This window comes from Collinsella sp. i06-0019-1H4 (genome assembly GCF_042849575.1).
In the GTDB taxonomy this organism is placed as follows: Bacteria; Actinomycetota; Coriobacteriia; order Coriobacteriales; family Coriobacteriaceae; genus Collinsella.
The window spans coordinates 69,537-93,045 of sequence record NZ_BAABYB010000001.1; the positions used below are offsets into that span (position 1 = coordinate 69,537).

At 62.6% G+C, this 23,509-nt stretch carries 24 protein-coding genes and 1 tRNA gene; 14 read left to right on the forward strand and 11 right to left on the reverse strand.

All coding sequences use genetic code 11. The features are described 5' to 3' along the window. Window positions 1–3 precede the first annotated feature (3 nt). Window positions 4–717: a DUF6580 family putative transport protein gene (locus tag ACGHEN_RS00285; protein WP_390396334.1), complete on the forward strand. Its 714-nt coding sequence runs from the start codon at window positions 4–6 to the stop codon at window positions 715–717. Between the two features lie 145 nt (window positions 718–862). On the opposite strand, the gene ACGHEN_RS00290 is transcribed toward ACGHEN_RS00285, so the two are convergent. Then, the gene (locus ACGHEN_RS00290; RefSeq protein WP_390396337.1) at window positions 863–1,681 is read right to left on the reverse strand and encodes an exodeoxyribonuclease III; all 819 of its coding nucleotides are present in this window, start codon (window positions 1,679–1,681) and stop codon (window positions 863–865) included. A 136-nt stretch (window positions 1,682–1,817) separates the two neighbouring features. Here ACGHEN_RS00290 and ACGHEN_RS00295 point away from each other — a divergent pair, with 136 nt between their 5' ends. From ACGHEN_RS00295 to ACGHEN_RS00305, 3 genes are all read left to right on the forward strand, one after another. Next, window positions 1,818–2,570, forward strand: a complete 753-nt coding sequence (locus tag ACGHEN_RS00295; protein WP_390396340.1) for an NAD-dependent protein deacylase — start codon at window positions 1,818–1,820, stop codon at window positions 2,568–2,570. Between the two features lie 94 nt (window positions 2,571–2,664). Beyond that, the gene (gene folP / locus ACGHEN_RS00300) at window positions 2,665–4,392 is read left to right on the forward strand and encodes a dihydropteroate synthase (RefSeq protein ID WP_390396343.1); all 1,728 of its coding nucleotides are present in this window, start codon (window positions 2,665–2,667) and stop codon (window positions 4,390–4,392) included. After that, complete coding sequence (locus ACGHEN_RS00305) at window positions 4,393–5,094, forward strand: hypothetical protein (RefSeq protein WP_250787345.1); 702 nt, start codon at window positions 4,393–4,395, stop codon at window positions 5,092–5,094. It abuts the gene before it with no gap. A 282-nt stretch (window positions 5,095–5,376) separates the two neighbouring features. On the opposite strand, the gene ACGHEN_RS00310 is transcribed toward ACGHEN_RS00305, so the two are convergent. Next, window positions 5,377–6,150: a type III pantothenate kinase gene (locus ACGHEN_RS00310; protein WP_390396346.1), complete on the reverse strand. Its 774-nt coding sequence runs from the start codon at window positions 6,148–6,150 to the stop codon at window positions 5,377–5,379. Window positions 6,151–6,346: 196 nt separating this feature from the next. Here ACGHEN_RS00310 and ACGHEN_RS00315 point away from each other — a divergent pair. The 5 genes from ACGHEN_RS00315 (at window position 6,347) to ACGHEN_RS00335 (ending at window position 9,417) form a co-directional block, all read left to right on the forward strand. Then, window positions 6,347–6,423: transfer RNA gene (locus ACGHEN_RS00315), tRNA-Met, on the forward strand. A 230-nt stretch (window positions 6,424–6,653) separates the two neighbouring features. Then, window positions 6,654–6,836, forward strand: a complete 183-nt coding sequence (locus ACGHEN_RS00320; RefSeq protein WP_390396348.1) for a hypothetical protein — start codon at window positions 6,654–6,656, stop codon at window positions 6,834–6,836. Window positions 6,837–6,851: 15 nt separating this feature from the next. Then, the gene (locus ACGHEN_RS00325; protein WP_390396351.1) at window positions 6,852–7,775 is read left to right on the forward strand and encodes an exonuclease domain-containing protein; all 924 of its coding nucleotides are present in this window, start codon (window positions 6,852–6,854) and stop codon (window positions 7,773–7,775) included. Between the two features lie 15 nt (window positions 7,776–7,790). Next, entirely contained in the window at window positions 7,791–8,498 is a 708-nt protein-coding gene (locus ACGHEN_RS00330; protein WP_117776607.1) for a hypothetical protein, read from the forward strand. After that, window positions 8,485–9,417: a DUF4268 domain-containing protein gene (locus ACGHEN_RS00335; protein WP_117641068.1), complete on the forward strand. Its 933-nt coding sequence runs from the start codon at window positions 8,485–8,487 to the stop codon at window positions 9,415–9,417. Before ACGHEN_RS00330 ends, ACGHEN_RS00335 begins: the two co-directional genes overlap by 14 nt. A 34-nt stretch (window positions 9,418–9,451) precedes the next feature. On the opposite strand, the gene ACGHEN_RS00340 is transcribed toward ACGHEN_RS00335, so the two are convergent. Next, a complete protein-coding gene (locus ACGHEN_RS00340; protein WP_117640482.1) occupies window positions 9,452–9,646 on the reverse strand; it encodes a hypothetical protein in 195 nt (64 codons plus the stop codon). A gap of 318 nt (window positions 9,647–9,964) precedes the next feature. On the opposite strand from ACGHEN_RS00340, the gene ACGHEN_RS00345 reads away from it, so the two are divergent. The 3 genes from ACGHEN_RS00345 to ACGHEN_RS00355 all read left to right on the forward strand — a co-directional run bounded on the left by ACGHEN_RS00345 (window position 9,965) and on the right by ACGHEN_RS00355 (window position 11,949). Continuing rightward, complete coding sequence (locus ACGHEN_RS00345; protein WP_158549349.1) at window positions 9,965–10,264, forward strand: DUF2958 domain-containing protein; 300 nt, start codon at window positions 9,965–9,967, stop codon at window positions 10,262–10,264. 4 nt (window positions 10,265–10,268) lie between these two features. Further along, entirely contained in the window at window positions 10,269–10,865 is a 597-nt protein-coding gene (locus ACGHEN_RS00350; RefSeq protein WP_390396356.1) for a hypothetical protein, read from the forward strand. A 430-nt stretch (window positions 10,866–11,295) separates the two neighbouring features. Continuing rightward, window positions 11,296–11,949, forward strand: a complete 654-nt coding sequence (locus ACGHEN_RS00355; protein WP_390396359.1) for a DUF1648 domain-containing protein — start codon at window positions 11,296–11,298, stop codon at window positions 11,947–11,949. Between the two features lie 177 nt (window positions 11,950–12,126). On the opposite strand, the gene ACGHEN_RS00360 is transcribed toward ACGHEN_RS00355, so the two are convergent. The 6 genes from ACGHEN_RS00360 to ACGHEN_RS00385 are packed head-to-tail and all read right to left on the reverse strand — an operon-like array spanning window position 12,127 to window position 17,546. Beyond that, entirely contained in the window at window positions 12,127–14,085 is a 1,959-nt protein-coding gene (locus ACGHEN_RS00360; protein ID WP_390396362.1) for a type IV secretory system conjugative DNA transfer family protein, read from the reverse strand. Beyond that, window positions 14,082–15,437, reverse strand: coding sequence for a hypothetical protein (locus ACGHEN_RS00365; RefSeq protein ID WP_390396365.1), 1,356 nt, complete (start codon window positions 15,435–15,437; stop codon window positions 14,082–14,084). Before ACGHEN_RS00365 ends, ACGHEN_RS00360 begins: the two co-directional genes overlap by 4 nt. After that, entirely contained in the window at window positions 15,430–15,888 is a 459-nt protein-coding gene (locus ACGHEN_RS00370) for a hypothetical protein (RefSeq protein WP_390396367.1), read from the reverse strand. Before ACGHEN_RS00370 ends, ACGHEN_RS00365 begins: the two co-directional genes overlap by 8 nt. Window positions 15,889–15,946: 58 nt before the next feature. Continuing rightward, a complete protein-coding gene (locus tag ACGHEN_RS00375) occupies window positions 15,947–16,429 on the reverse strand; it encodes a hypothetical protein (protein ID WP_390396369.1) in 483 nt (160 codons plus the stop codon). 48 nt (window positions 16,430–16,477) lie between these two features. Further along, entirely contained in the window at window positions 16,478–17,344 is an 867-nt protein-coding gene (locus ACGHEN_RS00380; protein WP_117646179.1) for a DnaB-like helicase C-terminal domain-containing protein, read from the reverse strand. After that, window positions 17,337–17,546, reverse strand: a complete 210-nt coding sequence (locus ACGHEN_RS00385) for a hypothetical protein (protein WP_117646180.1) — start codon at window positions 17,544–17,546, stop codon at window positions 17,337–17,339. The genes ACGHEN_RS00380 and ACGHEN_RS00385 overlap by 8 nt, the downstream gene beginning before the upstream one ends. A gap of 117 nt (window positions 17,547–17,663) precedes the next feature. Between ACGHEN_RS00385 and ACGHEN_RS00390 the strand changes: the two genes are divergently transcribed. After that, on the forward strand, window positions 17,664–19,136 hold the full coding sequence (locus ACGHEN_RS00390) for a hypothetical protein (RefSeq protein ID WP_390396373.1): 1,473 nt from the start codon (window positions 17,664–17,666) through the stop codon (window positions 19,134–19,136). Between the two features lie 7 nt (window positions 19,137–19,143). On the opposite strand, the gene ACGHEN_RS00395 is transcribed toward ACGHEN_RS00390, so the two are convergent. Together ACGHEN_RS00395 and ACGHEN_RS00400 are read right to left on the reverse strand one after the other, a co-directional pair. Further along, window positions 19,144–19,407, reverse strand: a complete 264-nt coding sequence (locus tag ACGHEN_RS00395; protein ID WP_390396376.1) for a tyrosine-type recombinase/integrase — start codon at window positions 19,405–19,407, stop codon at window positions 19,144–19,146. Beyond that, window positions 19,326–20,399, reverse strand: a complete 1,074-nt coding sequence (locus tag ACGHEN_RS00400) for a tyrosine-type recombinase/integrase (protein ID WP_390396379.1) — start codon at window positions 20,397–20,399, stop codon at window positions 19,326–19,328. The genes ACGHEN_RS00395 and ACGHEN_RS00400 overlap by 82 nt, the downstream gene beginning before the upstream one ends. Window positions 20,400–21,376: 977 nt before the next feature. On the opposite strand from ACGHEN_RS00400, the gene bilR reads away from it, so the two are divergent. Further along, window positions 21,377–23,407 (forward strand): bilirubin reductase, long form, encoded by a 2,031-nt coding sequence (gene bilR / locus ACGHEN_RS00405; protein ID WP_390396382.1) that lies wholly within the window; start codon window positions 21,377–21,379, stop codon window positions 23,405–23,407. The last annotated feature ends 102 nt before the right edge of the window (window positions 23,408–23,509 follow it).

Sequence of the window (23,509 nt, forward strand, 5' to 3'; positions counted from 1 at the left end):
GGGATGACGGATTATCGCGTCTCGCGCCTACTAGCAAAACTGGAGATCCCACTGCTGCTGGCGGTGCCGGCGGTAATGGCCGCGGCGTTGCTGGCGGGCGTTGAGCAGGCGGCGCTTGCCATGCTTGTCGTGGTGGCGCTGGTGCTTGCGTTGTTCTTTGCGGGCTACGAGGCGTCGCGACCGGGCCTGCGCCAGATTATGCCAACGCTGGTTTTGGCGGCGTTGGCCGCGGCGGGGCGCATCTTGTTTGGCCCCATTCCCGACTTTAAACCTGTGAGTGCCATCGCCATTATCGCCGGGGCGACGCTCGGTCGTCGTAACGGCTTTATGGTCGGTGCGCTGGCGGCGCTGACCAGCAACTTCTTTTTTGGACAGGGCATGTGGACGCCATGGCAGATGTATGCCTGGGGCCTGGTTGGCTATGTTGGCGGCGCGCTGGCGCATGCGGGCGCGTTCGACCGTGCGGATGGAACCGCGCGCATGCCGGCGCTGATGGCGTACGGCTTTGCATCGGGCCTGCTCTACGGCGTGGTAATCAACGCCTACGACATCATCGGTTTTGTGCAGCCGCTCACGTGGGCGGGCGCCGTGGCGCGTCTTGCCACGGCAGTGCCGTTCGATATCACACACGGCCTCGCGACCTGCGTGTTCTTAGCCGCCCTGTACAGGCCCTGGTGTCGACGGATCAACCGCGTCGTCGTGAAGTACGGACTGTAGGGCTGGCTGCGTTCCCTTACGAACTTGCGGTGGAATAGTTCTCGTTTGGCTGTTTGGGGCCGAAGCAGGAACTATTTCACCGCAACTTATAGGGGGACGAGGTCAGATGATCCCTTTTCCTCCGTCCCCAGGGGGTCAGTTGGGGCTAGAACTCTAGGGTGAGGGTGACGGGACAGTGGTCGCTGCCGAAGATGTCGCCACGGATACCGGTGTCGCGAACGTCGGCGGCGATTGAATCACTTACCAGGAAGTAATCGATGCGCCAGCCGGCGTTGTTCTTACGGGCATTAAAGCGGTAGCTCCACCAGCTGTAGACGCCCTCGACGTCGGGGTTTGCCGCGCGCCAGGTATCGGTGAAGCCGGCGTCGAGCAGCTCGGTAAACTTGCCGCGCTCCTCGTCCGAAAAGCCGGCGTTGCCGCGGTTGGACTTGGGGTTCTTAAGGTCGATCTCCTCGTGCGCCACGTTAAAGTCGCCGCAGGTTACGACGGGCTTGCCGGTCTCGCGCTCGAGCGCGTTCAAAAAGCCGCGGTAGGCATCGTCCCAGGCCATACGCACATCGATGCGCGCGAGCTCATTTTGGGCGTTGGGCGTGTAGACATCCACGAACCAAAACTTGTCGAACTCGAGCGCACAGACGCGGCCCTCGGTTGCGGCTTGGGCGACGAGCTCGGCCGCCTCGCCCTCGCCGGCGTAGGGCAGCAGTGCGTCGGCGCGTAGCACGCGCAGCGGTTCCTGGCGGCTAAAGACTGCGGTGCCCGAATAGCCTTTACGCTCGGCGTAGCTCCAGGTTTGGTGATAGCCGGGCAGGTCAATATCGACCTGGCCCTCCTGCAGCTTGGTCTCCTGCAGCGCCAAGATATCGACATCGAGTTCTTGCGCGATTTGGATAAAGCTCGGGTCCTTTTTGAGCACGGCGCGCAGGCCGTTGACGTTCCACGAGGCGAAAGTGTAAGTCTGAGGCATGGTGTCCTTTCGACGGGGTTGGCAGGCTTAAGATTAGCGCAACAGGGGCGGTGGTGGGCTCCGCGCGTGTCGATCCAAAGGCTGCGCGCCGGGCAAGCGCCCGCCGCCATCCGACCAACAAGGACGGAGGACTCATATGACGCAGGCGATAACGGATCCCAAGCAGGCCTCCGCCGCGCTGGCGGAGCTGTTCGGCACCCACAAGCGCGTGGTCTTCTTTGGCGGCGCGGGCGTTTCCACGGCGAGTGGCATCCCCGATTTCCGCAGCGTGGACGGCCTATACCACCAGCAGTTTGCCTATCCGCCCGAGACCATGCTCTCGCATAGCTTTTACGAGGCGCACCCGGCCGAGTTTTTCGACTTCTACCGCACCAAGATGATCGCGCTTGGCGCTAAGCCCAACCGCTGCCACACCAAGCTGGCCGAGCTGGAGCGCGCCGGCAAGCTAAATGCCGTGGTGACGCAAAATATCGACGGCCTGCATCAGATGGCAGGCTCGCAGCGCGTGTTCGAGCTGCACGGATCGGTCCATCGCAACATTTGCCAGTCGTGCGGCGCGGTCTATAGCGCCGAGTGGATTTGCTCGCGCGAGCACGAGGACGCCGCGGGTGTGCCCGTGTGTCCTGCGTGCGGCGGGCGTATTAAGCCCGATGTGGTGCTCTACGAGGAGCCGCTCGATGAGCGTGTGCTGACCGGCGCCGTCGCCGCCATTGCCGCGGCCGATGCCCTCATTGTGGGCGGGACCTCGCTCGTGGTGTATCCGGCGGCGGGCCTTACGCGCTACTTTACCGGCGATACGCTGGCCATTTGCAATCTTGCTCCCACCGATCAGGATGCAAATGCCGACCTGCTGATTTCTTGCGACATCGCGGCCGCGTTTGCGTTCTAGCCCGTGTGCGCGGATACAATAGAAAGACTGATTGCAAAGCAACCCCGCCGCCTGCGCCCGAGCGCGGCGGCGCGGGCATTTTAGGAGGATGTTCATGGCGAACGATAGCAAGACATGGCGGTGCGGAAAGTACGAGCTCAGCTTTGACCGCCCGCGCATCATGGGCGTCCTCAACGTGACGCCCGATTCGTTTAGCGACGGCGGGGAGCACTTCGACCCGGATGCCGCTATCGAGTACGGCCTGGCGATGCTCGACGCTGGCGCCGACATCATCGACGTGGGCGGCGAGTCCACGCGCCCCGGATTTACCCCGGTCAACCCCGACGAGGAGGCTCGCCGCGTGCTGCCCGTGGTGCGCGCGCTGGCCAAAGAGGGCGCCATCGTCTCGATCGACACGCGCCACGTGGCGGTTGCCAAGGCGGCCGTGCGCTGCGGCGCCTCGATCGTCAACGACGTGACGGGCTTCACCGACCCCAAGATGGTCGAGTTTGTCGCGACGAGCACCTGCGGCGTCATCGTGATGCATGCCGGTGAGGTCGCGGCGCCTACGCGCGCGCATGCAACGGTGCAGCTCGATACCTCGGCCGCGGCGTTTGTTGCCGAAAAGGCGCGCGAGGCGGCCGCCGAGGCTGCGCGCGAGGCCGAGAAGCCTGCCCGCCGTCGCCGTGGCAAGTTGCTGGGCGAGCCCAAGACGGAGGCAAAGCTCCCGGGTGGCGTGGTGCAGCCCTCGCTGCCGTTCGGCGATCCGGAGCCTGCACCCGAGCCTACGGACGAGCAGAAGCAGGAGGCACCGGCCGCCGAGCAGGCTATCCCTGTCGCCGAGGCCGTCGCGACCCCTGAGCCCGCGCCGGAGCCCAATGACCACCTGGCAGCCATGATGCGCCGCAGTGCCCGCCGCGAGGAAGCCTACGTGCCCACCTCGCAGCTCCGCCGCTTTACCCTGCCTGATTCGGCGCCCATCATGCGCCGTGTCATGGGCTTTCTGTCCGACCAGGCCCGCACGCTCATCCATGCCGGCGTGTCGCGCGACCGCATCTGCATCGATCCCGGCCCGGGCTTTGGCAAGACGGCCAACGAGGATATCGTCATCCAGCGTGAGACCGCCAAGATGGCGTCGCTGGGCTATCCGCTCATGTGCGCCGTGTCGCGCAAGCGTTTTGTGGGCGCCGTCTCGGGCGTGACCGAGGCCGCCGCGCGCGATGCCGCCACGTTTGGCGTATGCCTGGGCGCTATCCAGGCCGGTGCCAACATCGTGCGCGTGCACGACGTCACTGGCTTTGCGCACTTCCTGAACGGCTACTGGGCTGTCGCCAAGCCGCAGCCGCGCCGTGCGTTTGTGGCCGTGGGCTCCAACCTGGGGCATCGTTGCGACAACATCCGCGCCGCACGCGACATGATCGCCGAGATTCCGCTCACCTGCGTGTCCAACTGCTCGCGCATCTACGAGAGCGAGCCGGCCTACGAGACGCGCCAAGATGCGTTTGCCAACGCCGTCATCGAGATCAAGACCGAGCTGGCGCCGCTGGTGCTGCTCGACGAGCTTATGAAGATCGAGGCTGAGCTGGGGCGCGACCGCTCCAAGAAGGCCAAGGTCAACGGTCCGCGCACCATCGACCTGGACCTGCTGTGGATGGACGGCGAGATCCATGGCGGCAAAAAGCTGCGCCTGCCGCATCCACTCATTGGCGAGCGCGACTTTGTACTGGTGCCGCTCGAGGATCTGATGCACGACCCGGCGCGGTTCTTCCGCTACAACGGTGTCGAGGTCAAGGAGCCCGAGGACCGCGTGGGCCATATCGTGGGCGAATTGGGGCGTATGTAGATGATTGAGATGAATGTTGTAGCCGCCGGCACCGAGCTTGACGCCGCGCGCGACGCGGGTCGCGAGGGTGTGTCCGCGGGCTGGTGCGCTTGGAGCGCGGGCGAGGCGTCGTTGACGTTTTCGCTGGTCGTGCGCCCGGACGTGAATATGCATGCCTTCCACGGCCTGCCGTTTGTGGCGGCGATGGGCATGATGGACGCGCTCGCGGGCACGGCGTCGACGCCGGGCCTGGGCCTTGCCGGCAAGGTGGGCATCCAGTGGCCGAGTGACATCGTGTGCGGTGCGCCTGTGTTTGAGACGTCGTTCGCGCGCGTCACCGTCAACGGCGGCGCCGGTGCTGCGGGCATGTTCGGTGCCGTGACGGTGGATATTGAGCGTTCGGCATTGAGCGAGCTCGGTGTGGATGCGGCCGACGAAGCGCTGGTCGAGGAGTTGTCTGCCGCCGTGCTGACCCGTGTGGACGCCTGGGCGGCTGTTGCCAATACGCCGCAGGGCGCCGCAGGTCCGCTGGCCCCCGTGTTGGGCGAGTACTTCGACATGGTGCCGCTGCTGGGTCGCCAAGTTGCGGCGGTGTCGCCCAGCGGCTTGCCGCTTGCTGTTGGTGTATTTGCGGGCCTGGACATCTGGGGTCGTGCGACCATCAAGACCGATGCCGGCGAGCAGGAGTTTCCGCCCGAGGCCGTACGCATTCGCGGGCTGTAGCGCGAGGCGTCCGCGTCCATAGATAACAATGACAACGAAGCCCTCCTCGGCCTGCACCGGGGAGGGCTTTTGCGTGACTGTGGAGCGGCATCTCGGTCCTATTCCTCAAAATTGAAAAAATTTCGTTTTTGAGGAATAGGAAACATGCACGATATCGCTGTGCTGGGCGTATTCGAGGAGTCTCTATTCCTCAAAATTGAAAATTTTTCAGTTTTGAGGAATAGGCTTGGCGAACGTTTGCGGGGGCTGGGGCATTGGACGTGCTCGACTTATGCCCCTGTCTTACCCCAGCTCCTGCATGCGGCGGTAGATTTCGCAGATGCCCTTGATGGTGAGCTGCCCGTCGACCACGTCGAAGGCATCGGTCGAATCGGCGACGATGCCGGCGAGACCGCCCGTGGCGATAACGGTGGCATCCTCGCGGCCCAGCTCGCGCTTCATGCGCGCGACCAGGCCCTCGGCCATGGCGGCAGCGCCCACCACGGCGCCGACCTTGATGCACTCCTCGGTATCGCGGCCGATGGCGTGCTCGGGCGCCTCGAGCGGCACGCTAGCGAGCTTGGCGGCACGTGCGGCAAGCGCGTCCATGGAGATGCGGATACCCGGCGCGATCGCTCCGCCAATGTAATAACCGTCCTCATCGATGACGTCGATATTGGTCGCGGTGCCAAAGTCCACCACGATCGCCGGCGCGCCGTAGAAAGTTTCGGCCGCAACGGCGTTGGCGACGCGATCGGCGCCTACGGCCTGGGGACGCGCCGCGCGCAGCTTGGTCACCGCGGCCGTCTGCGGCCCAATAACGATGGCGTCTGCGGTAATGCGGTCGGCCACGGCGTGCCATTCGCGCGAGAGCTGCGGCACCACGCCGGCAAAGGCGATCGCGTCGACCGCGTCGAGCGAAAGGCCGTACATCTTAAAGAAACCCATCAGGCGCACATGGATCTCGTCGGCGGTATAGGAGCGGTCGGTGGGCATGCGCCACGACTGCACCAGCTCGTTTCCGTCAAACAGACCCATGGCCGTCTGCGTGTTTCCCATATCGATAGCGAGCAGCATGTCTACTCCAGGTGTCGGCGTAAAAGGACGCGCACCATTGTATACGCGCCGCCGACGGCGCTAGGCTGCGATTTGTTCACGGTGATATGGGCTGAGGGGTTTAAATATGAAGGAATTATGCTCTACGAGATTTTCCTTGCCGTTTACCGAACTCCCACGTAATATTCTTTCTTGCGCACATGAGGCGCCCAGACATTGCGGGGTGGAGCAGTCTGGTAGCTCGCCGGGCTCATAACCCGGAGGTCGTAGGTTCAAATCCTGCCCCCGCGACCAAGAACTTGCAGCTCGGAAGCAAAATTGCTTCCGAGCTTTTTCTTTATCGGTTTACCTTGCGGGTGAATTGCGGGTGAATCCTGAGTCAATTTATTATGTGAAGCAGATAAACCATTGATAATCGCGGACCGGTCGGCTTGACTTATCGACCGATAAACTCCAATTGGGAGGAGTCCCGGCGGTCCTTAGCTAAAATAGTGACGTCTGAATAACAACAAGGGAGTCGCTATATGAAGACCGTCTACGATGCCCTTGACCCTATCGTCAACGGGTCGGCAACGACCAAGGAGAAGGACGACAAGTACGAGGCGGCCTGCGTTTACTATCTCAAGAACGACCCCTTCTACGCGCTGTTCCTTTCCCGTGTCGGGACGATAACCCAGGCACCCGAATGGGATAACAGTTTGTTTTAAGGGAAAGGAAGCCGTATGGCGAAAAAGGGATATATCTTCTGGGACAGCGAGACGGCGAATCCCCAGCAGAGGATATGCCAGGTCGCTTATATCCTCACGGATCTTGAGGGAAACTGCCTGGGCGACCCGGTTTGCCGGGTGATCAATCCTGAGAGCGAGATTGGTTGGTGGAGTAGGTCTCATCTGGAAATCGATTGGGACTCACTGGACGACATGCCGACCTTTGTCCGCTTCTGGGAGGATGCCGGTCTGGCGGATTTGCTGCGAGACTACATCCTGGTCGCGCATAACGCCAACGGCGCCGACATCCACCACATCAAGAAGAGTCTGGCTGCCTACGACATCGAAATGCCCGAGATCGAAGTAATCGATACGATGCTGGTGGCGAAGCAGAAGGGTCTGCCCGGAGCGCTTGTCGACCTCTGCGAGCATTACGGCGTGCATCTTGATAGCCACCACGATGCCATGAGCGACGCCGAGGCGTGCCTTGGGGTTTTCCGTGGGCTGGCCGGCGAGTTCGGTGCGCTCGAGCCCGCCGTTTGGGCTCCGAATGCCTCCTCCCATCATGGCCGCAAGCGTGTTTTCACGGGCTTGGGGCTGGTGAACGGGTCGCAGGAAACCATCGAAGAGATTTTGGCGAAAGCCGAGGAGGCGGGCCACAGGGGCGATCCGGGCGAAATCACTGATCCGGTCGGACTCAAGGTGAAGGTATCCGGCGTTACTCCGGGCTACAATCGCGATGAGATCCTTGCCGCACTTAAGGAATGCGGGATGAAAGCGACCGATGGCAAGCCCGCGCAGAGCACGAAGTACCTCGCAATAGGCGACAACGTGGGACGAAGCAAGCTCGACGCAGTTTTCAGCGGCAACTCGCAGGCAAAAATCGTCACGACGGGCGAGTTGCTTGAGGTCATGAACCGATTTGGCAAGGCGGAATAGAAGGGAAGGCTCGATATGGCCGTCAATTTGAAAACCGTAAAAGACACGGTGAATCTTGCAGCGGGGGTTTTAGCCGCCGCCGCCGGGGTTGTCGATGGGGCAAAGCAGCTCGGTTTCGATGTCGATGGAGCCGTGAAAAGCGCTGCCGACGGGGCAACCAACGGCGCGCGTGCTGTTGCCGACGGCATCGGCAAGGGATTTGGTGCGGCGGCGGAAGGCGTCGGCGCGGCAGCCGGCGCGTTGGGGGATGCCACGAAGGCGTTCCAGGACTCAAGGGCCGCCGCGGAGGCTCGCAAGAAGATCGATGCCGCCAGGCAATCAATATTTGAAGGCGCGTCGACGGTGATGCCCCTGCACGAGTTCATCTGCCAGCAGGTCAAAGCCTCCGAAGCTGCGTTCAACGGCTACGATATGCCCGGCTGCTATCTCATCGCGACATACCGCAGGCATGACCACGATAAGAACTTCAGCGACTATCTCGGAATATACGTGGGGTCAAGTGAGCGTATGGCGGACGATATCGCGTCCATACCTACGCGATTGGGCGATCCGGATGTCTACGCTGACTACAAGTACCGACAAAACATTTTGCTATTCGTGTATCCGTGCGAGCTGAAGGACGTCGACGAACGTCGTGGGCTCCTGCTGCGTTCGTTTGACGGCGAGAGGCTCTACAACGGCACTGGATTATCGGTCGAGAGGGCGGCGGATGAAGACCTATAACCTGGACACCATCCATAAGGTCCCCCTGCGCGAGGTGTGGCCGCATGAGGCCCACGACTTCACCAAGTGGCTGGCCGAGGAGCAGAACCTCGCAACCCTCGGGACGGCGGTCGGAATCGAGCTCGAGCTCATAGAGACGGAGTCCTCGGTCGGATCGTTCAACGTGGACATCTACGCGCAGGAGTCCGGTACGGGCCGCAAGGTGATCATCGAGAACCAGCTCGAGGACACCAACCACGACCATCTCGGCAAGGTGATCACGTACGCCGCCGGCAAGGGCGCCGAGGTCGTCATCTGGGTCGTGGCGCGCGCCCGCGACGAGCACCGCCAGGCCATCGAGTGGCTCAACCAGCACACCGACAGCGACTTCGGGTTCTTCCTGGTCGAGGTCGAGCTCTGGAAGATCGGGGACTCCCTGCCCGCCCCGCGCTTCGGCGTGGTCGAGCAGCCGAACGAGTGGACCAAGACCGTGAAGCTCTCCGAGGGGCTCAGCGAGACCGAAAAGGTCAAGCTGGCGTACTGGACGGCCTACCGCGATGTGGCGGGCGGCCATCCGGAGTTCCTCAAGGAGTTCAGCCCGCAGAAGCCCAGCAAGGACCATTGGTCGACGCTTCGCCTGGGGGTCTCGGCATACCATCTCGCCCTGCTCATCGATACGCAAAGGGGCCGCACGGGCATCGAGCTGTACGTGGACGACGACAAGGAGATCGGGCACCGCGCCATCGCCAACAGCGGGGTCTTCGAGGAGCACCTCGGGCTGACGGCGGCACCCTTCGATGCGAAAAAGGCATCGGGGCTGCGCTTCTACAAGGCGGGCCACCCCATCAAGGGCCACCAGGACGCATGGCCGGGGTACATCGAGGAGCAGCTCGGATGGGCCCTCGAGATGAAAAAAATAATCGCGGAGATCGAGCTCTAAAAAACGCCCCGGCAGTAAATTGCCGGGGCGTTTCTTATTGACGTGATTTAGCACTGGCCGTTTCGGTCCGAATGCGCCGCTCGGTTTCTTCGAGGTCCCTGACGATCCTCCCCAGCGCCATGCAGTAATGCGCGAAGACCGGGTCCTCCTTACCGAATCGGTCCTCGCAGCAGAAAAGCATCGACTCATGAAGGCAAGTGAGCTCGTAAATGATGTCTTCGAGTTCCATGCGACTCCTTTCAAAAAGTAAATAGGGCATTAAATGGTATCGATGTTGGACGCGGGCTGCCGGCGTCCGCCGTGAATCGGCCACGGCTCCGCGGCCGGGTGGCACCTCCGCTACGCCGCGTCAAGGGGGCCCATGAGACCCCGCACAAACCTCCGCTCCGCTCCGGTTGGTGGAGGTCGTCATGGACCTCCCTTGACCCGTCTTCACTCCGGTGCGGCTTTGCAGGGAGCAAAGCCGACGACGACGCGCGGCGTCGCCATTCGGCTTTGCCCGCAGGGGCGAGATGTTGAGGGTCACGTGCCCGGAACGGAGGAAGACATGCAGCAGCTGATGACCGTGGAAATCGCCAAGACGGTGCCGGGGCTCTATGGGCAGGACGGGGCGGAGGACCCCACGGTCTACGCCCACTACTTCTCGTGCGTGAACGGATGGGACTGGTGGCTGCTCGAGTTCGACGGCACGGACGAGGCGTTCGGCCTCGTCGAGGGCTACGACGACGAGCTCGGCTACTTCAGCATCAAGGAGATGGCCGAGCTGAACCGCCAGATGGGGTTCGCCGCCGTCGAGCGCGACGAGCACTTCTCCCCGAAGCCGCTCAGCGCCGTCAGGAGGAGGTAGCCGCATGGTCACGGTCGTTTTCGACTCCATGGGCGAGGCGGTCCGCCTCGCCCTCGTGGCCGATGAGTACGTGGGCGGCGGCCTGGCCGTCCTCCTCCTCGACGCCACGGACCAGCGCTCCGAGGGCTACATGGCCGAGTGGGGCGTGCTCACGGCGAGCGTGCCGGCGGCGGCCGAGTGGTGCCGCGGGCGGGGCAACATCGCCATCGACGCCGACGTGCCCGCGGCGCTCCTCGAGGCGCTCGAGGCCGCCGGCTTGCTTCGCATGGCCGTCCGCTCGGTGGCGTCCGGGATGGCCCGCTACCCGCTGGCCACGGTCGCCGGGCACGCCCTCGACGGCATGGGCGGCCTGAGCGAGACCCTCGAGGAGGCCCTCGGCTCGACGGTCGTCGTCGAGTACGAGTCGGGAGGCGACGGCGGGGCGTTCGAGGTGGGGACCGCGCCGGCGGGCTCGGCCGAGCTCGAGCGCCTCATCGCCGCCGCGAGGTCCGAGGCCGACGCGTTGGCAGCCGCCGGCGGATGGGCGGCCGTCCGGGTCGGTTTCGGGGATGCCGGGACCATCGACTGCGAGACGGGCCGAACGGTCTACGTCGCGGGGTGAAATGGGAGGAGGGCGCGGGCGCGGTCCGGATGGGCCGCGCTTTTCCTTTCCCGGGGATGCGGAGCTCCCACCGTCCAAGTGCCTTGGACGGTGGGAGCTGGATACGACGATATACTGCGCGTGCAACGGGGACACGCGCCTCCTTTTCGGTTGACTCCACCAGTTCGTACAGAGACTTTTCGATTTCCCGCTTTGATTTGGAGGTCTGTAATTCCATATTTCTGGAATACGGCACGAGGCTGAGCTTCGAAATCGCGTCTTGCGTCGGTAGATTGTTCCGCGTCCGCGACCAGTTTTTCAAGGGTGCTAAGCTGGGACTGTATTGAGAGTTCGTTTAGGTGGTTCACATTGTCCATAGCGGTGACCACCAATGTTGAATAGCTGTCTTGAAAGACTGTGTATTTATACTTGATTTAAGGCGGAGTGGAATGTGAGCGCGCAAGGAGATGCGGAATCGATGAGAGCCTCAAAAAAAATTACCGCAGTGTTATCATCCTTCATCCTCTCTATTCTTCCATTTCTGATTCTATGGGCGGCTTGGTCAGTCCTCCCTGATACAATTCCCGCTCATTGGAGTGGGGGCGTGGCTGATCGATGGGGTAATAAGCTTGAATTGCTGGTTGTTCCGCTGTTTTCTCTGATTGGCTCTATTGCAATTTCTGTGTACCTTATTGTTTCCACGCGGCGAAGAGAGTTCGCGGATTTCTCTGTTCGAATGCGACGGGACTTTGTTGCGTGCTATATTTCTAGCCTTCTTTTATCGACAACCTGCTCAGTGATAATTGCCGTTTGGGTTCAGTTGATTCTTACGCAAAACACTGCGGTTGATGGGGGGCTTGGACTATCGATCCTGTATTCCCTTCCCGGGCTATATGTGATCTTGTGCGCCTTGCCGCCTTTTTATGCGAGCGGCGGGAGCAAAAAGGCAGAGCGCCTGATAACAGTTCTTATTGGCGGCGCGGAGATTGTTCTTTGTGGAATAGTGCTTGAAGGTTCGGCTGCCTCTTATGCGATGATTGGACTGATGATTCTGTTCTGTGCGTTTGAGATTGTGTCACAGGTAAGGGATAGCCGGTCCTTATGAGCAGGATAAGGGCGCACTACGGGCGCCCGGGATTTTGCGGCGCAACTCGGCGTGCCGAGTTCGTTTCCGCTGGTAGCGTGGAAAGATAAACCGAAAGACCGCCACGGCCCGCCGTCATACGCGCCTCGCGCGCCGTATGACGGCGGGCCGTTTTCGCAGGCAGGGCCGTATGACGCATCAGAACCCGTCGGGCGCGGCGGATACCTTGCGCTTCCTGCCGCCGGACGGCGACCCCTTGGGCTTTTTCGGCTTCTCCGGGATGCGCCACACCGGTGCCGGGGAGGTGTTCCGGACCTCCCCCTCGAGCGCCCGCGCGAGCAGCGCGCCCTCGGCCTCCGGCGACGTCATGCCGAGCAGCGGTCCCAGGAACGTCTCGGTGATGTCGCGGCTGGCGAGTGCCATCGGGCCCTCCGCGTCGATCACGAGCGCGCCGTTCTCGCGCGCGCTCCAGGCCATGAGCTCTGACGGGGTGATCAGCGGCCGGCGCGCCACGGAGAACGACTTGCCGGACGAGGAGCTCTGCGTCCCCTTGGTGGAGCTCTGCCCGGTCGTCTTGACGCTGTAGTCGCCGAGACGCTTGCTGATCTCCTCCGCCTCGCCGACGGACTCCACCGAGAGGACGACCTGGGTGCCGAGCAGCGCCAGCAGCGCGTCCGACTCCGCCCTGGAGTAACCGCATCGCGCCTCGAGCAGATGGGTGTTCTGGAGCACGAAGACGACGTGCAGCCCGATGCTGCGGACCTCCGCGAGGTCGCCGAGGAGGCGGGGGATCTTGGGGATCCCGGACCCCTCGTCGATGGCGAGCAGGGTCTCCGCTGGCAGCCTGCCGCCGGACAGGCGCGCGATCTCGCGCAGTGCCGACAGCGCCTGGGAGAAGATGCACGAGACGAGCGCGCCGCGGTCGCCGCGGTCCGTCGCGCTGGCGATGTAGAGGATGGTGGGCTTGCGCCCGACCGATGCGAGGTCGACCTCGCCGTCCCAGAGCATGCGGCTGACGTCGTCGTCGCAGAAGGACATGAGGTAGTTGCGCGCGGTGGAGACGAGGGCCTCGCCCCCGCCGCCGTTCGACGAGGCGACGAGGAGGAACTGGCGCGCCGGGTTTCCCGCCGGCAGGTCCGCGGCGAGCTCCTCCAGCGACTTTACCGCGCTCTTCCCGTCGCGGGGCTCCAGGAGCGCGAGCACGGTCGATAGGTTCCGGGCGCTGTCAGGGATCCGCCCGTCCGTTATCGCGAGCAGGCAGAGGCCGGTTAGCAGGTTGCGGCTGGCGTCCGTGAAGAACCTCTGGCCGGAGGAGAAGGCGTCGGGCACGATGGCCGCCGACAGCTCGCGGAGCTCGGCCACGGCACCTGCGACGCCTTCGGTCCCGAGTGCCGCGATGGCGCGGTCGAGGGGGTTGAACCTCGCCGACTTGACGGGCTCGTCGAGCCGGATGGCGACGACCTCCATCCCGGCCCTCCTGGCGAGCGGCTCGGTCCATGCGCGAATCTCGGACTTCGGGTCGTGGACGATGACGGACGTCGGGATCCCGTGGGCGTTGCGGTCGATCGCCGCGACGATCGAGGGTGCCGTCGCGCGTCTGCTTTTGCCAGCGCCACTGCCCGCCCTTATGAGGCAGTGGACGGCGGGGACCATCGCGATCCCGCCGCCGATGCAGCCGGCCGCCACGAGCCCCTCCGCGGCGGCCTTCCCGTCCCAGGGAGGGCAGCGCCTCGCGACCCTGGAGGGCCTCGACTCGAGCCAGGCGTCCCCGTGCGTGCGCGTGGGCGCGCGGTCGCCGGCGAACGTCCCGTCGTGGAGCCTCGCCCATGAACGGCCCCACGAGACGAGGCCGAGGATGAGGACGGAGGCCGCGACGAGGGCGAGCGCCGCGAGCAGCTCGCCCGCCTGGCCCGACGCCGCCGTGTCGGCGGCCGCCTCGAGGGGGCCGCGGAAGACGTAGGCGGGCTCGGGTCCCGGGTCGGCCGTGGGCAGCCGCAGCAGGACGGAGAGGCCTGAGATGAGGGATAGAGTCCACCACCTGGCGTAGTCCCAGGCGCTGGCGGTCGCGGCACAGGCTATGACGGCGGCGACGCCGTGGGCCGCGAGCGTGCCGGCGAGTTCCTTTTTCATGTCGCGGTTGAAGGATTTTGGTTTCATCTCGTGATCGTCCTCTCTATCCTGTTTGCTATCTTCAGCGCGGGGACGCTCGACGGCCCGGTGCCGCCGGAGGCGAGGACCCTCAGGGTCGCGGCGATGAGTCTCAGTGCCCTCTCGCCGGCCTCGTCTCCCATGTCGCATCCTCTGTCGTCCCGTGTGGCTTCCCTGGCGACCAGGGTCGCCATCGCGGCGGCGCGCCCTAGGGCGGTGCCTGCCGACGGGGCGCGCCTGAATGCCCGGTCCGCCGTGGGACACCCCCTGAGGTCTGCCGGCTCGAGGGTCCGGCCGCGTGCGGCCTTTCGCGCGATCCTTTCGAGGTGCGTCTTCGGGATGCAGGCCCGGGCCTCGGTGGCGAGTCCGGCTTCCCGCCGCCTCTCCGTCGCGGGGCCGGTTTGGGGCGCGGCACGTCGTGTCGGCACCTCCTCGCGAGCCGGCGTTCTGTCTGGGACTATGACCCGCAGCGCCGCGTTCTCGCACCGGAGGCCGAGGTCGGCGGCCGCCTTGTGGACGTAGGTGTCCCGCGCCTCACCGGTCAGGCACTTGAGGTCGGCGCACCTTTCGACCGCCTTCCTGTGGCGCTCCAGTGCGCCGGCGAGTGCGGGGGAGTCGGACGCCGCCCGGCCGAGGGCCTCCCTCAACGCGGCGGAGGCCTCCGGGTGGAAACGCCTGAGGTGGGCGGCCTCGATCCTTCCGTCCGGCGGCAGCTCGATATCGAAACGGTTCCGGTCGATGCGGGCGACGGCGTCCAGCGCGGTCTCCCTCGCGAGGTCGCGCTCGATGTAGGCCTCCCGCAGCAGCGGCGCCATGGCCTTTGAGGAGATTTCGAGCCGCGCCGTCTCCATCTTCCCCCTGGGCAGCAGGAAGTCCCAGTCGCCCTCGCGGTCGACCGTGAGGATGTGGACGTGGTGGCTCGTGCCGTTGATGTGCATCGCCGCGTAGAACTCCACGCGGCTCTCGGGCACGCCGGTCATCTCGGAGAAGAGCCTCGGCCACTCGGAGCGCACCAGGGCCTGCCAGGCGTCCAGGCGGTCGAGGCCGGCTCCGGGGGCGATGTCGTTCGGGACCGTGACGACGGTGGTGAGCACCGCGCCGCCGTTTTGGGCGATGGCGCGCCTGACCTTCGTCACGGGGACCGGGCCGTCCGCGCCCCAGAGGCCGCCGGTCGAGCCGGTCCTGTTCGCGGCGTAGGCGGCCAGGCCGTCCACGCCGAGCCTCCTGCCGTCCGCCTCGCTGACCTCGATGACGACGCCGCGGCGGGTGCCGGCGTATGCCGCCAGACCCGCGGCGGCCGCCCTTGCTGACGCCCCCGCGCGGACGACGGAGTGGTTGACGATGACGGGCGGGCTAGCCATCGGCGCGCTCGCGCGCGTGGAGCTTCACCTCGTCGATGCGGCCGAGGCCGGCACGGCTGAGCTCGCCGGCCTGCGCGAGGTAGTTCTTCCAGATGTCCGCGACGGGGACGTCGTCGAGCGAGGCGTAGGAGGCCTTGAGGACGTCGGCCGACATGAGGCCCGCCATGATGGCGGCGGTCATGGGGCGCGAGAGGACCGCGGCGATGCGGTCCTCGGTGGCGTCGAGCTTGCGCTCGATGTCGAGTGCGGCGACGTCCATCCGCGCGTCGACGACGCCGCGGATGAAGCTTGCGACCTCGTTGCCGTAGAGGTCGAGCTCCTCCGCGGCGAGTGCCGAGCGCAGGAGCGAGCGGATCTCGTCGCTGACGCTGGAGTTGTCGAGCTCCGCCCGCGTCTTGAGGGCGGTGTAGAGCTTGTGGTCGATTTTTACGCTGACATTTCTCGTTGTCATTTTTCCTTCTCCGTTAAAGAAAAGGCCGCCGCCTGTGTAGGCGGCGGCGCGTGGCGGATTAGTCGTCAATGTTTTCGATAGTCTGGTAGGTGAAGGTGTTGTTTGGGATAATTTTGAGGAAGCGGGCCGGGATTGCGGCGAAGATCCCGAGTTCCTGCCCCATGTCTTCAAGGCGACGCATATAACGATCGCAGAAGGTGTCATGCGCCTCACCGTAGCCGTCGACGATATAGGAACGTGCCGCGACCTTGATGAGTTCATCGTCGGGGATGCCGTAGAGCTCGTCAATGTCAGCGAGATACTCGATGGGGTCAAGCGGGCGTTCGGTCTGGCTAAAGACGATATAGGCCTGCGGAAGCCCATCGATTTTGTTCTTGAAGCGCAGAACCCAAGCGCTCTTTGCGGTCGCGATAGAGTCGAGGTTGAGGAAACGGGGGTCGTCGGCGGCACGGTAGGTGTAACGGCGGTCAGCGATATCGAAAACAAGAGGAAGGCCGTAGCCCTTCTGGACGATCTTGTTGCTGCTCTTGATGGTGCTCATGTGATACTCCTTGGGGTTGAGCGGGGCGCATTTGCGCCCCGCAGATTGCTATTCGGTGGCGGCGAAATGGTGGTACGCAGGCCAGTACGTCAGGTCGACGCGGCCGCCCGCGGCGCCGTTGCGGTTCTTTTTGATGTCGACATGGAGATCGCGGCTGCCGTTCTCGGCATCCTCGCGGTCGGTCATGATCGAGAGGATGATGTCCGCGTCGAACTCGAGCTTGGCGGTGCCACGGAAGCTGCCGTCTTTGCCGGTGATGGCGACGGCGATGACGGGGGTGCGCTCGTGATGCGCCATCTGTGCGAGGCCGAAGGACACGCGGTCGAGGATATCCGTCGTCGAGAATGCCGGTGTGGACACGGTAACGAGCTGGGCGTAGTCGACAATCACCGCCGGCGGGATGCCATCGCGGATGGCGATGGCGTGCACTGCCTCGGTGAGGCACTCGATGCTGTGGCCGCGCACGTCGTCCATCGTGAGATCGTCAACGATGATGAGGTTGTCTGAGATGGCGCGGACGGCCGCGACAGTGTCATCGACGACCTCACGCTTGCTCTCGTCGGCGAAGTCGGCCTCGGTGAGCGGTGTGCCACCGGGGATGAGACATGACGCGGCAGGAAGGATGCGACGGACGCAGGCCGCGCGGGCGATCTCGTAGCTGGCGATCACCACGTGACGGTGACGCGCCATGGAGAGGCCCATGTTCAAGATCAGGTCCGTCTTGCCGCCGCCGGCGACGCCGGTGAGGAGCACGAGCTCCTCACCGAGTCCGTTGAGCTCGGCGCTGAGCGGAGCGGGCTCGAAGGTAACGCGGCCGTCGGTACCAATGAAGACGGCATCGAGGCAGTCGAGCAGGGGACGGATGCCGCCGCGGAAGGCCGGGGGCACGGCGGGGGGATGGTTGGGGCTAGGCATCGTGGCTCTCCTTGTCGTTAATCGAGTTGACGTAAGCGATGAAGCTGGGCGCGTACACGCGGATATGGCGCATGGCCTTGATGCACGCGCCGGAGGCGTGCATCAACTTGTAAGCCGTAGGGCGGCTGACGCCCAGCTCCGCCATGACGCGATCGGTCGACCAATAAAGCGGGCCGTCACGATGGGCGACTTGATTGACCATGGCAGCTCCCTTCTATTCGTGGGTATAAGTGCTGTGCTCGAGCTGACTGTAGTTTCCCGTGATTGCTTCAGCGAAAAGAGGGGGTAACTCCGCGGACAACGTGATTGGATTATCTTTATGCAGCTAGATGGGACGACTGGACAATTTAAGGGTGACTTTGATGTCCGCGTCGAAGGCAGTCTTGCTGACGGATGCCTTGTGTTCGGCTTCCGTTCGACCGATTTGGATGCGCCGATATGGGCGAAGGGGGCGAGGCCGCTTAAAGATGCGGACGATTGGGATAAGTCGACAGGGATGTCTCAGCATAAGATTGCCGAAAGGGGAAGGCTTACTGTCGACGATGCGGATTGTTTCGTCGCCCTCGCGGACCTAGTCGACAACAAGCATAAAGAGAGGTATCCCGAGAGTGCCGATTGGCCGCCATATCTCTTGGCGGGGCCCGACGACGGCATGCGGATGATTCGCCATAAAGACGGGCAGTACTGTTTGCGCGCCGACGGAAGCCTGCTACGGCTCGCGAAGCGCGTGGGGCCGCTCTTTGGGCTATATGGCGATCAAGTCGGTTATGTCGATGGAGATGTGGTCAGGGAGCCCATCGCGGAATGGGTTGCCGCTGCCGGCTTTGCTCTGTTCGCGAGCAGGCTTGTCGCGTTCCTCAAGGATGGGCGCGATGCGGTTCCTCTTCTTGACGATCTTCATTTCTCCGAAGCGATTGCATCCAAAGCCGACGGAAGCCAGTTTTCGATGTGGACGTGTTCTCATTTAATCGATGACGGGCTCACCCCTGCATATGCTGAACTCCTGGAACGCGCCTCGCAGGAATCCTTCTGGCTCGAGTCTGGCCATATCGCTACCACAGACATGGGGGCGCAAGTTGCCGTTCACGGGAGTGCCGTCATCGACCAAACCGATGGCGTTTCGCGTCTGATCGGGCTTAATGGGGCGGGCTCGTATATTACCTGCGAGTTGAAAACAGGGGACGGCATCACCAGGCTTAAAACCCAGATGGCAGCTGACTTTATTGACCCGAGGTTCGAAGCTGCGCCGTTCACGGATATCACGCCGCGTTTCATGATGGAAGACGAAAGGCTGGCCGAGATCGCAACGGCGCTGCTTCGCGGGAGTCTCGATAGCACTATCGGCTGTCATGGCACTCATGCCGTGATGACGAGGTTGGTCGACAGGTGTGCTGCCGTGACCTATAACTCTACTCTGGAAAGGTTGTGGGCGGGGTTTGCCTCCCACCTTTCCCATGGAACAATCCGCATCTGTCCTTATTGCGGGCGTGCCTTCATTCCGGAGCCTAGCAATATGAAGTACTGCAAGCTCGATCCCGTGAAGGAGTGCAAGGTACGCAAAGACGAGGACGACAAGAACAGGAAGCGGAAGGCTCGCTCTCTGGTGGCTGAGGCGGTTAAGACCAACTGCAACGTTGGCGATATCGTTCGGGCGCGCGATTTAATTTACAAACAGCCCCTCGAGGGTATGTTTGAAATATCGGAGATCGATCGTGCGCTTGCATATCTCGCAGAAAGCAAGCGGAGTAATAACCTAAAAGCGATCAAGGGCGACGGATATCTCGTATGCTAATGCATGCTTACCCGTTCAGCAGGCGGCCGATGGTGTTACCGGCCTCGCGGGAACGCTCCTCGAAGGCATGGGCGTAGATGTTGAGCGTGGTCGAGGCAGACTTGTGGCCAAGCTGGGTCTGAACGGTCTTGACGTCCAGGCCCTCGGCAACGAGAAGGCTAGCGACGGTGTGCCGAAGCTCATGGACCGTTAGGCCCTGATAACCCTTCCCCGCGTGAAGGTTCTCCCACCATAGGTTTTGGTGACGACGTCCTTCGTATATTCGCCCCATCCGTTGTCGACGCAGAAGTTGCGGAAGAACTTGTCAAAACCGTCGGGGTCAATCCTCTGCCCGTATTTTCCGTTAACGACCGGCATGAGGCTGTCCAGAGCCAAAGGCTCCATGGAATGCTTCAGGCGAAGGCCGTTGATATGCTCCAGGTTGAGGCGTTGGCTGTTTTTCCAGACAGCAAGAATTCGTGCCAGGGTATCGTCCATGCAGACGCGTCGGCCCGCTGAGCTCATTTTGGGATTACGAAGGACTTTGTCCTTTGCGTACTGGTTATAAAACGTAATGGTATTGCTGGCGAAATCAATATCACCCCAGCTTAGCCCCAGCATCTCTCCGCGACGGCAGCCCGTTCCGAGGATGATGAGGATCCCGACGTATTTTGCGTCCCCCTCTGTCTCAATTTTGCGTAGGATGGCCTTTCTGAACCGTCGGGCCTCAGAGAGGGTGAGGCTATTTCTTTTGTTCTCCTGAGGCGGTTTTGGAAAATCGACCATATCGGCGGGATTGCTGGGGATTTCCCCATCTCGGTATGCCTGTTTAAGCACCTGTCTTAGTTTGACATGGACCTTGTAGAGGCCGTTTTCTGAAAGGGGCCTTTCGTCTCCGCACCCTTCCGTCCATACTGCACGCCTTGCACGTTCTGCCGAATATGCATTGCGGATCCTCGAAGGAGTTAGGGATGTGAGTGCTACGCCACGGAATAGCCTTTCGATCTTTTTGATTTCCAAGGCCTCCCGGTCGTAGGCGAGGGGTGAGTTCAACTTATGTTGGGCGTGGAACTTGCTCGAATAGCTTGCGACTGTATTTTTCGACCCAGCTGCCTGCCCGCTTTCGTATTCGACCCGGTAACGGGCAAGTTCCTTTTTGGCATCCGATTTAAGCCCGTGTATGGTTCGCTTGGGTGCACGCTTATATTTTCCACTGGCATCCTTTTCCGGAAGGTTAAAGGTGATGAGCCAGGTGTTGGGTTTGCGACCCTTTTCGATGGCCATAGGGCGTCTCCTGCTGACGGGGTTGATACGATACTCCCTGCCCGTGCCTTTAAAGGCACGGGCAGGGAGTATCGTATCCCGAATTGTGAAAGAAATTCACCCACAAGTGAAATTCTGCGGGTGAATTGCGGGTGAAACTTTTTGTAAATCAAAATAAAGCACAAGCAAAAATAACTAGCTACCTGCTATTTTCTTTTCTATAATTAGAATTCATTTACTATGATTAACAATAATTACTCCGGGCTCATAACCCGGAGGTCGTAGGTTCAAATCCTGCCCCCGCGACCAAGAACTTGCAGCTCGTCGGTCAAGCCGGCGAGCTTTTTTGTTATCCCGGGATCGTTTCTTCGGTTCAATTCTCCGCCTCTCAATCAAAGATCTCGATCTGTAACACCAAGACCCGATTTGGGCGGCTAGGTGTTACAGATCGAGATATACCGGCGGTTTGGGCCGCGTTTGTCTAAATCTGTAACACGAGGGACGGATTTTGCCGGGCAGCTGTTACAGATTGAGATTTTCTAGCAGGCGGGTTTGGTTTGTCTTGATCTGTAACACCTGGGGTCGTTTTTGGCCGATGGATGTTACAGATCGAGACATTTTGTTGGGACGGTTCCCGTTGTCCCGATCTGTAACAGGTAGGGGCCAAAAGTGGGCCTAGATGTTACAGATTGAGATGTTTGGTCGGACCGAATTTGTTCGTCTCGATTTGTAACATCTAGGGTCGTTTTTGGTCTGTAAGTGTTACAGATCGAGATTTTCCGACGGACCGCTCCCGTTTGTCTTGATCTGTAACAGTAAGACCCGGTTTTTGCCGAGTAACTGTTACAGATTGAGACGAACCGACGGGCCGTCCCGCCCCATCCACCTGCCGTCACCTGATATTCGCCGATTTTCGTTGTGCCGCCGTGCTCTCATGCCATATCCTCTAGACAACTACGCGGCATCATCGCCGCCGCGCCTACAAGAGAGGAATATCCATGACCGCACCTGCATCCAAGCTGCTCCAGCCCATTACGGTTGGCCCCCTTGAGCTCAAAAACCGCATTATGTTCCCGCCGCTGACCACCGGCTACGAGGAGCGCGACGGTTCCATTGGCGAGCGCAGCCTGGCCTTTTACGAGCGCCTGGCCCGTGGCGGCGTGAGCTACATCGTCATCGGTGACGTCGCTCCCGTCATGACCGCAAGCCCCACGCCCAAGCTGGCGACCGACGCCCAGATCCCCACGTTTAAGGCGCTGGCCGATACCGTCCACAAGCACGGTGCCAAGGTCGCGCTGCAGCTGTTCCACCCCGAGTACGACGTGCCCGGTGTTGGCCGCATGGTCATGGGCTCCATGGTCGCTGCCAAGGCCGCGCAGGAGGCCAAGGCCGCCGGCGACGAGGAGACCTTTGCCGCCAAAATGGCCGAGTCCAACGAGATCCGCAAGCAGGCATACGCCAAGCTGCACCACGACATGCAGCACTTTGTGAACGAGGCCAGCGTAGAGCAGCTCACCCAGATCAAGGAAGCCATCGCTGCCTCGGCCGCCCGCGCGCAGCAGGCCGGCATCGACGCCATCGAGGTCCACGGCGACCGCCTGGTGGGTTCGCTGTGCTCGGCCATCCTCAACCAGCGTACCGACGAGTACGGTGGCTCGTTCGAGAACCGCGTCCGCTACGCGCTCGAGGTCGTCGCTGCCATTAAGGAGGCCGCGCCGCAACTGATGGTGGAGTACAAGCTCCCCGTGATCATGGAGAACCCCGACGGCACGCCGCGCGGCAAGGGCGGCCTGCAGCCCGACGAGGCCTGCGAATTCGCCAAGCTGCTCGAGGGCGCGGGCATCGACATGATTCAGGTCGCGCAGGCCAACCACACCGGCAACATGGGCGACACCATTCCGCCCATGGGCGCCATGCCCTACAACTGGACGCTGCCGGTGGCCGAGCGCGTCAAGGCCCTGGTCTCCGTGCCGGTGGCAACCGTGGGCCGTGTTGTCTCGGTCGAGGCCGGCGAGAAGATTCTGGAAGACGGCGCGGCCGACATCATCGCCTACGGCCGCTCGCTCATGTGCGACCCCGACATTGCGCTGAAGGCTGCCACGGGTGAGCCCATTCGCGAGTGCCTCAACTGCAACAAGGGCTGCGTCGACGCGATTCAAAACCGCAAGTACATCTCGTGCGTGCTCAATGCCGAGAACGGCGACGAGGCGACCATCGCCATTAAGCCGGGCGAGGGCGACAAGAAGATCGCCGTGGTGGGCGGCGGTATCGCCGGTCTGGAGGCCGCGCGCGTGGCGGCCAAGCGCGGCTACGATGTGACCGTCTACGAGGCGAGCGATCATCTGGGCGGCCAGATTGTGCTGGCGGCTGCGCCTCCGCGCAAGGACGAGATCATGCGCTCGGTCGAGTACTACGAGAAGATTCTGCCCGGCCTGGGCGTGAAGGTTGAGCTCAACCATGCCGCTACCGCTGAGGACCTCAACGCCGCCGATGCCGCGATTGTGGCCGTGGGCGCGCACGACGTGGTCATCCCCGTTCCGGGTGCCGATTCGGACAAGGTCGTCTCGAGCTGGGACGTGCTGGCCGGCAAGGTGGAGCTTACGGGCCGCGTCGCCGTCATTGGCGGTGGCCTGGTGGGCACCGAGACTGCCGAGTACCTGCTGCAGCACGGCTGCGAGGTGGCGATCGTGGAGATGCTCGACAAGATTGCCGCGGGCGAGTCCGAGACCATTCTGCCGCTGATCATGAGCGACTTTGCCGAGCACAACGTGGAGCAGCACGTGAAGACCCGCCTGACCGCCATTACCGACGAGGGCGTGGAGGCCATTCGCACCACCGAGGACGGCGCCGAGGAGCCGGTGAAGATTGCCTGCGATTACGTGGTGATGGCCGTGGGTTCCAAGGCCAACGCGTTTGACCTGGACGGCGTGACGGTGCCCGTGACCTGCGTGGGCGACTGCTCGGGCGAGCGCACCGCCGACATTGCCAGCGCCATCCGCACGGCATATCACGCGGCCAACGAGCTGTAGTCGAGAAAGCTATCGCGTATTGAGTGGGCGGGGAGTGCCGTATCGGTGCTCCCCGCCTTTTTGTCGATAAGAGGTACTCCTGACCAGCGGATTCAGAAAATC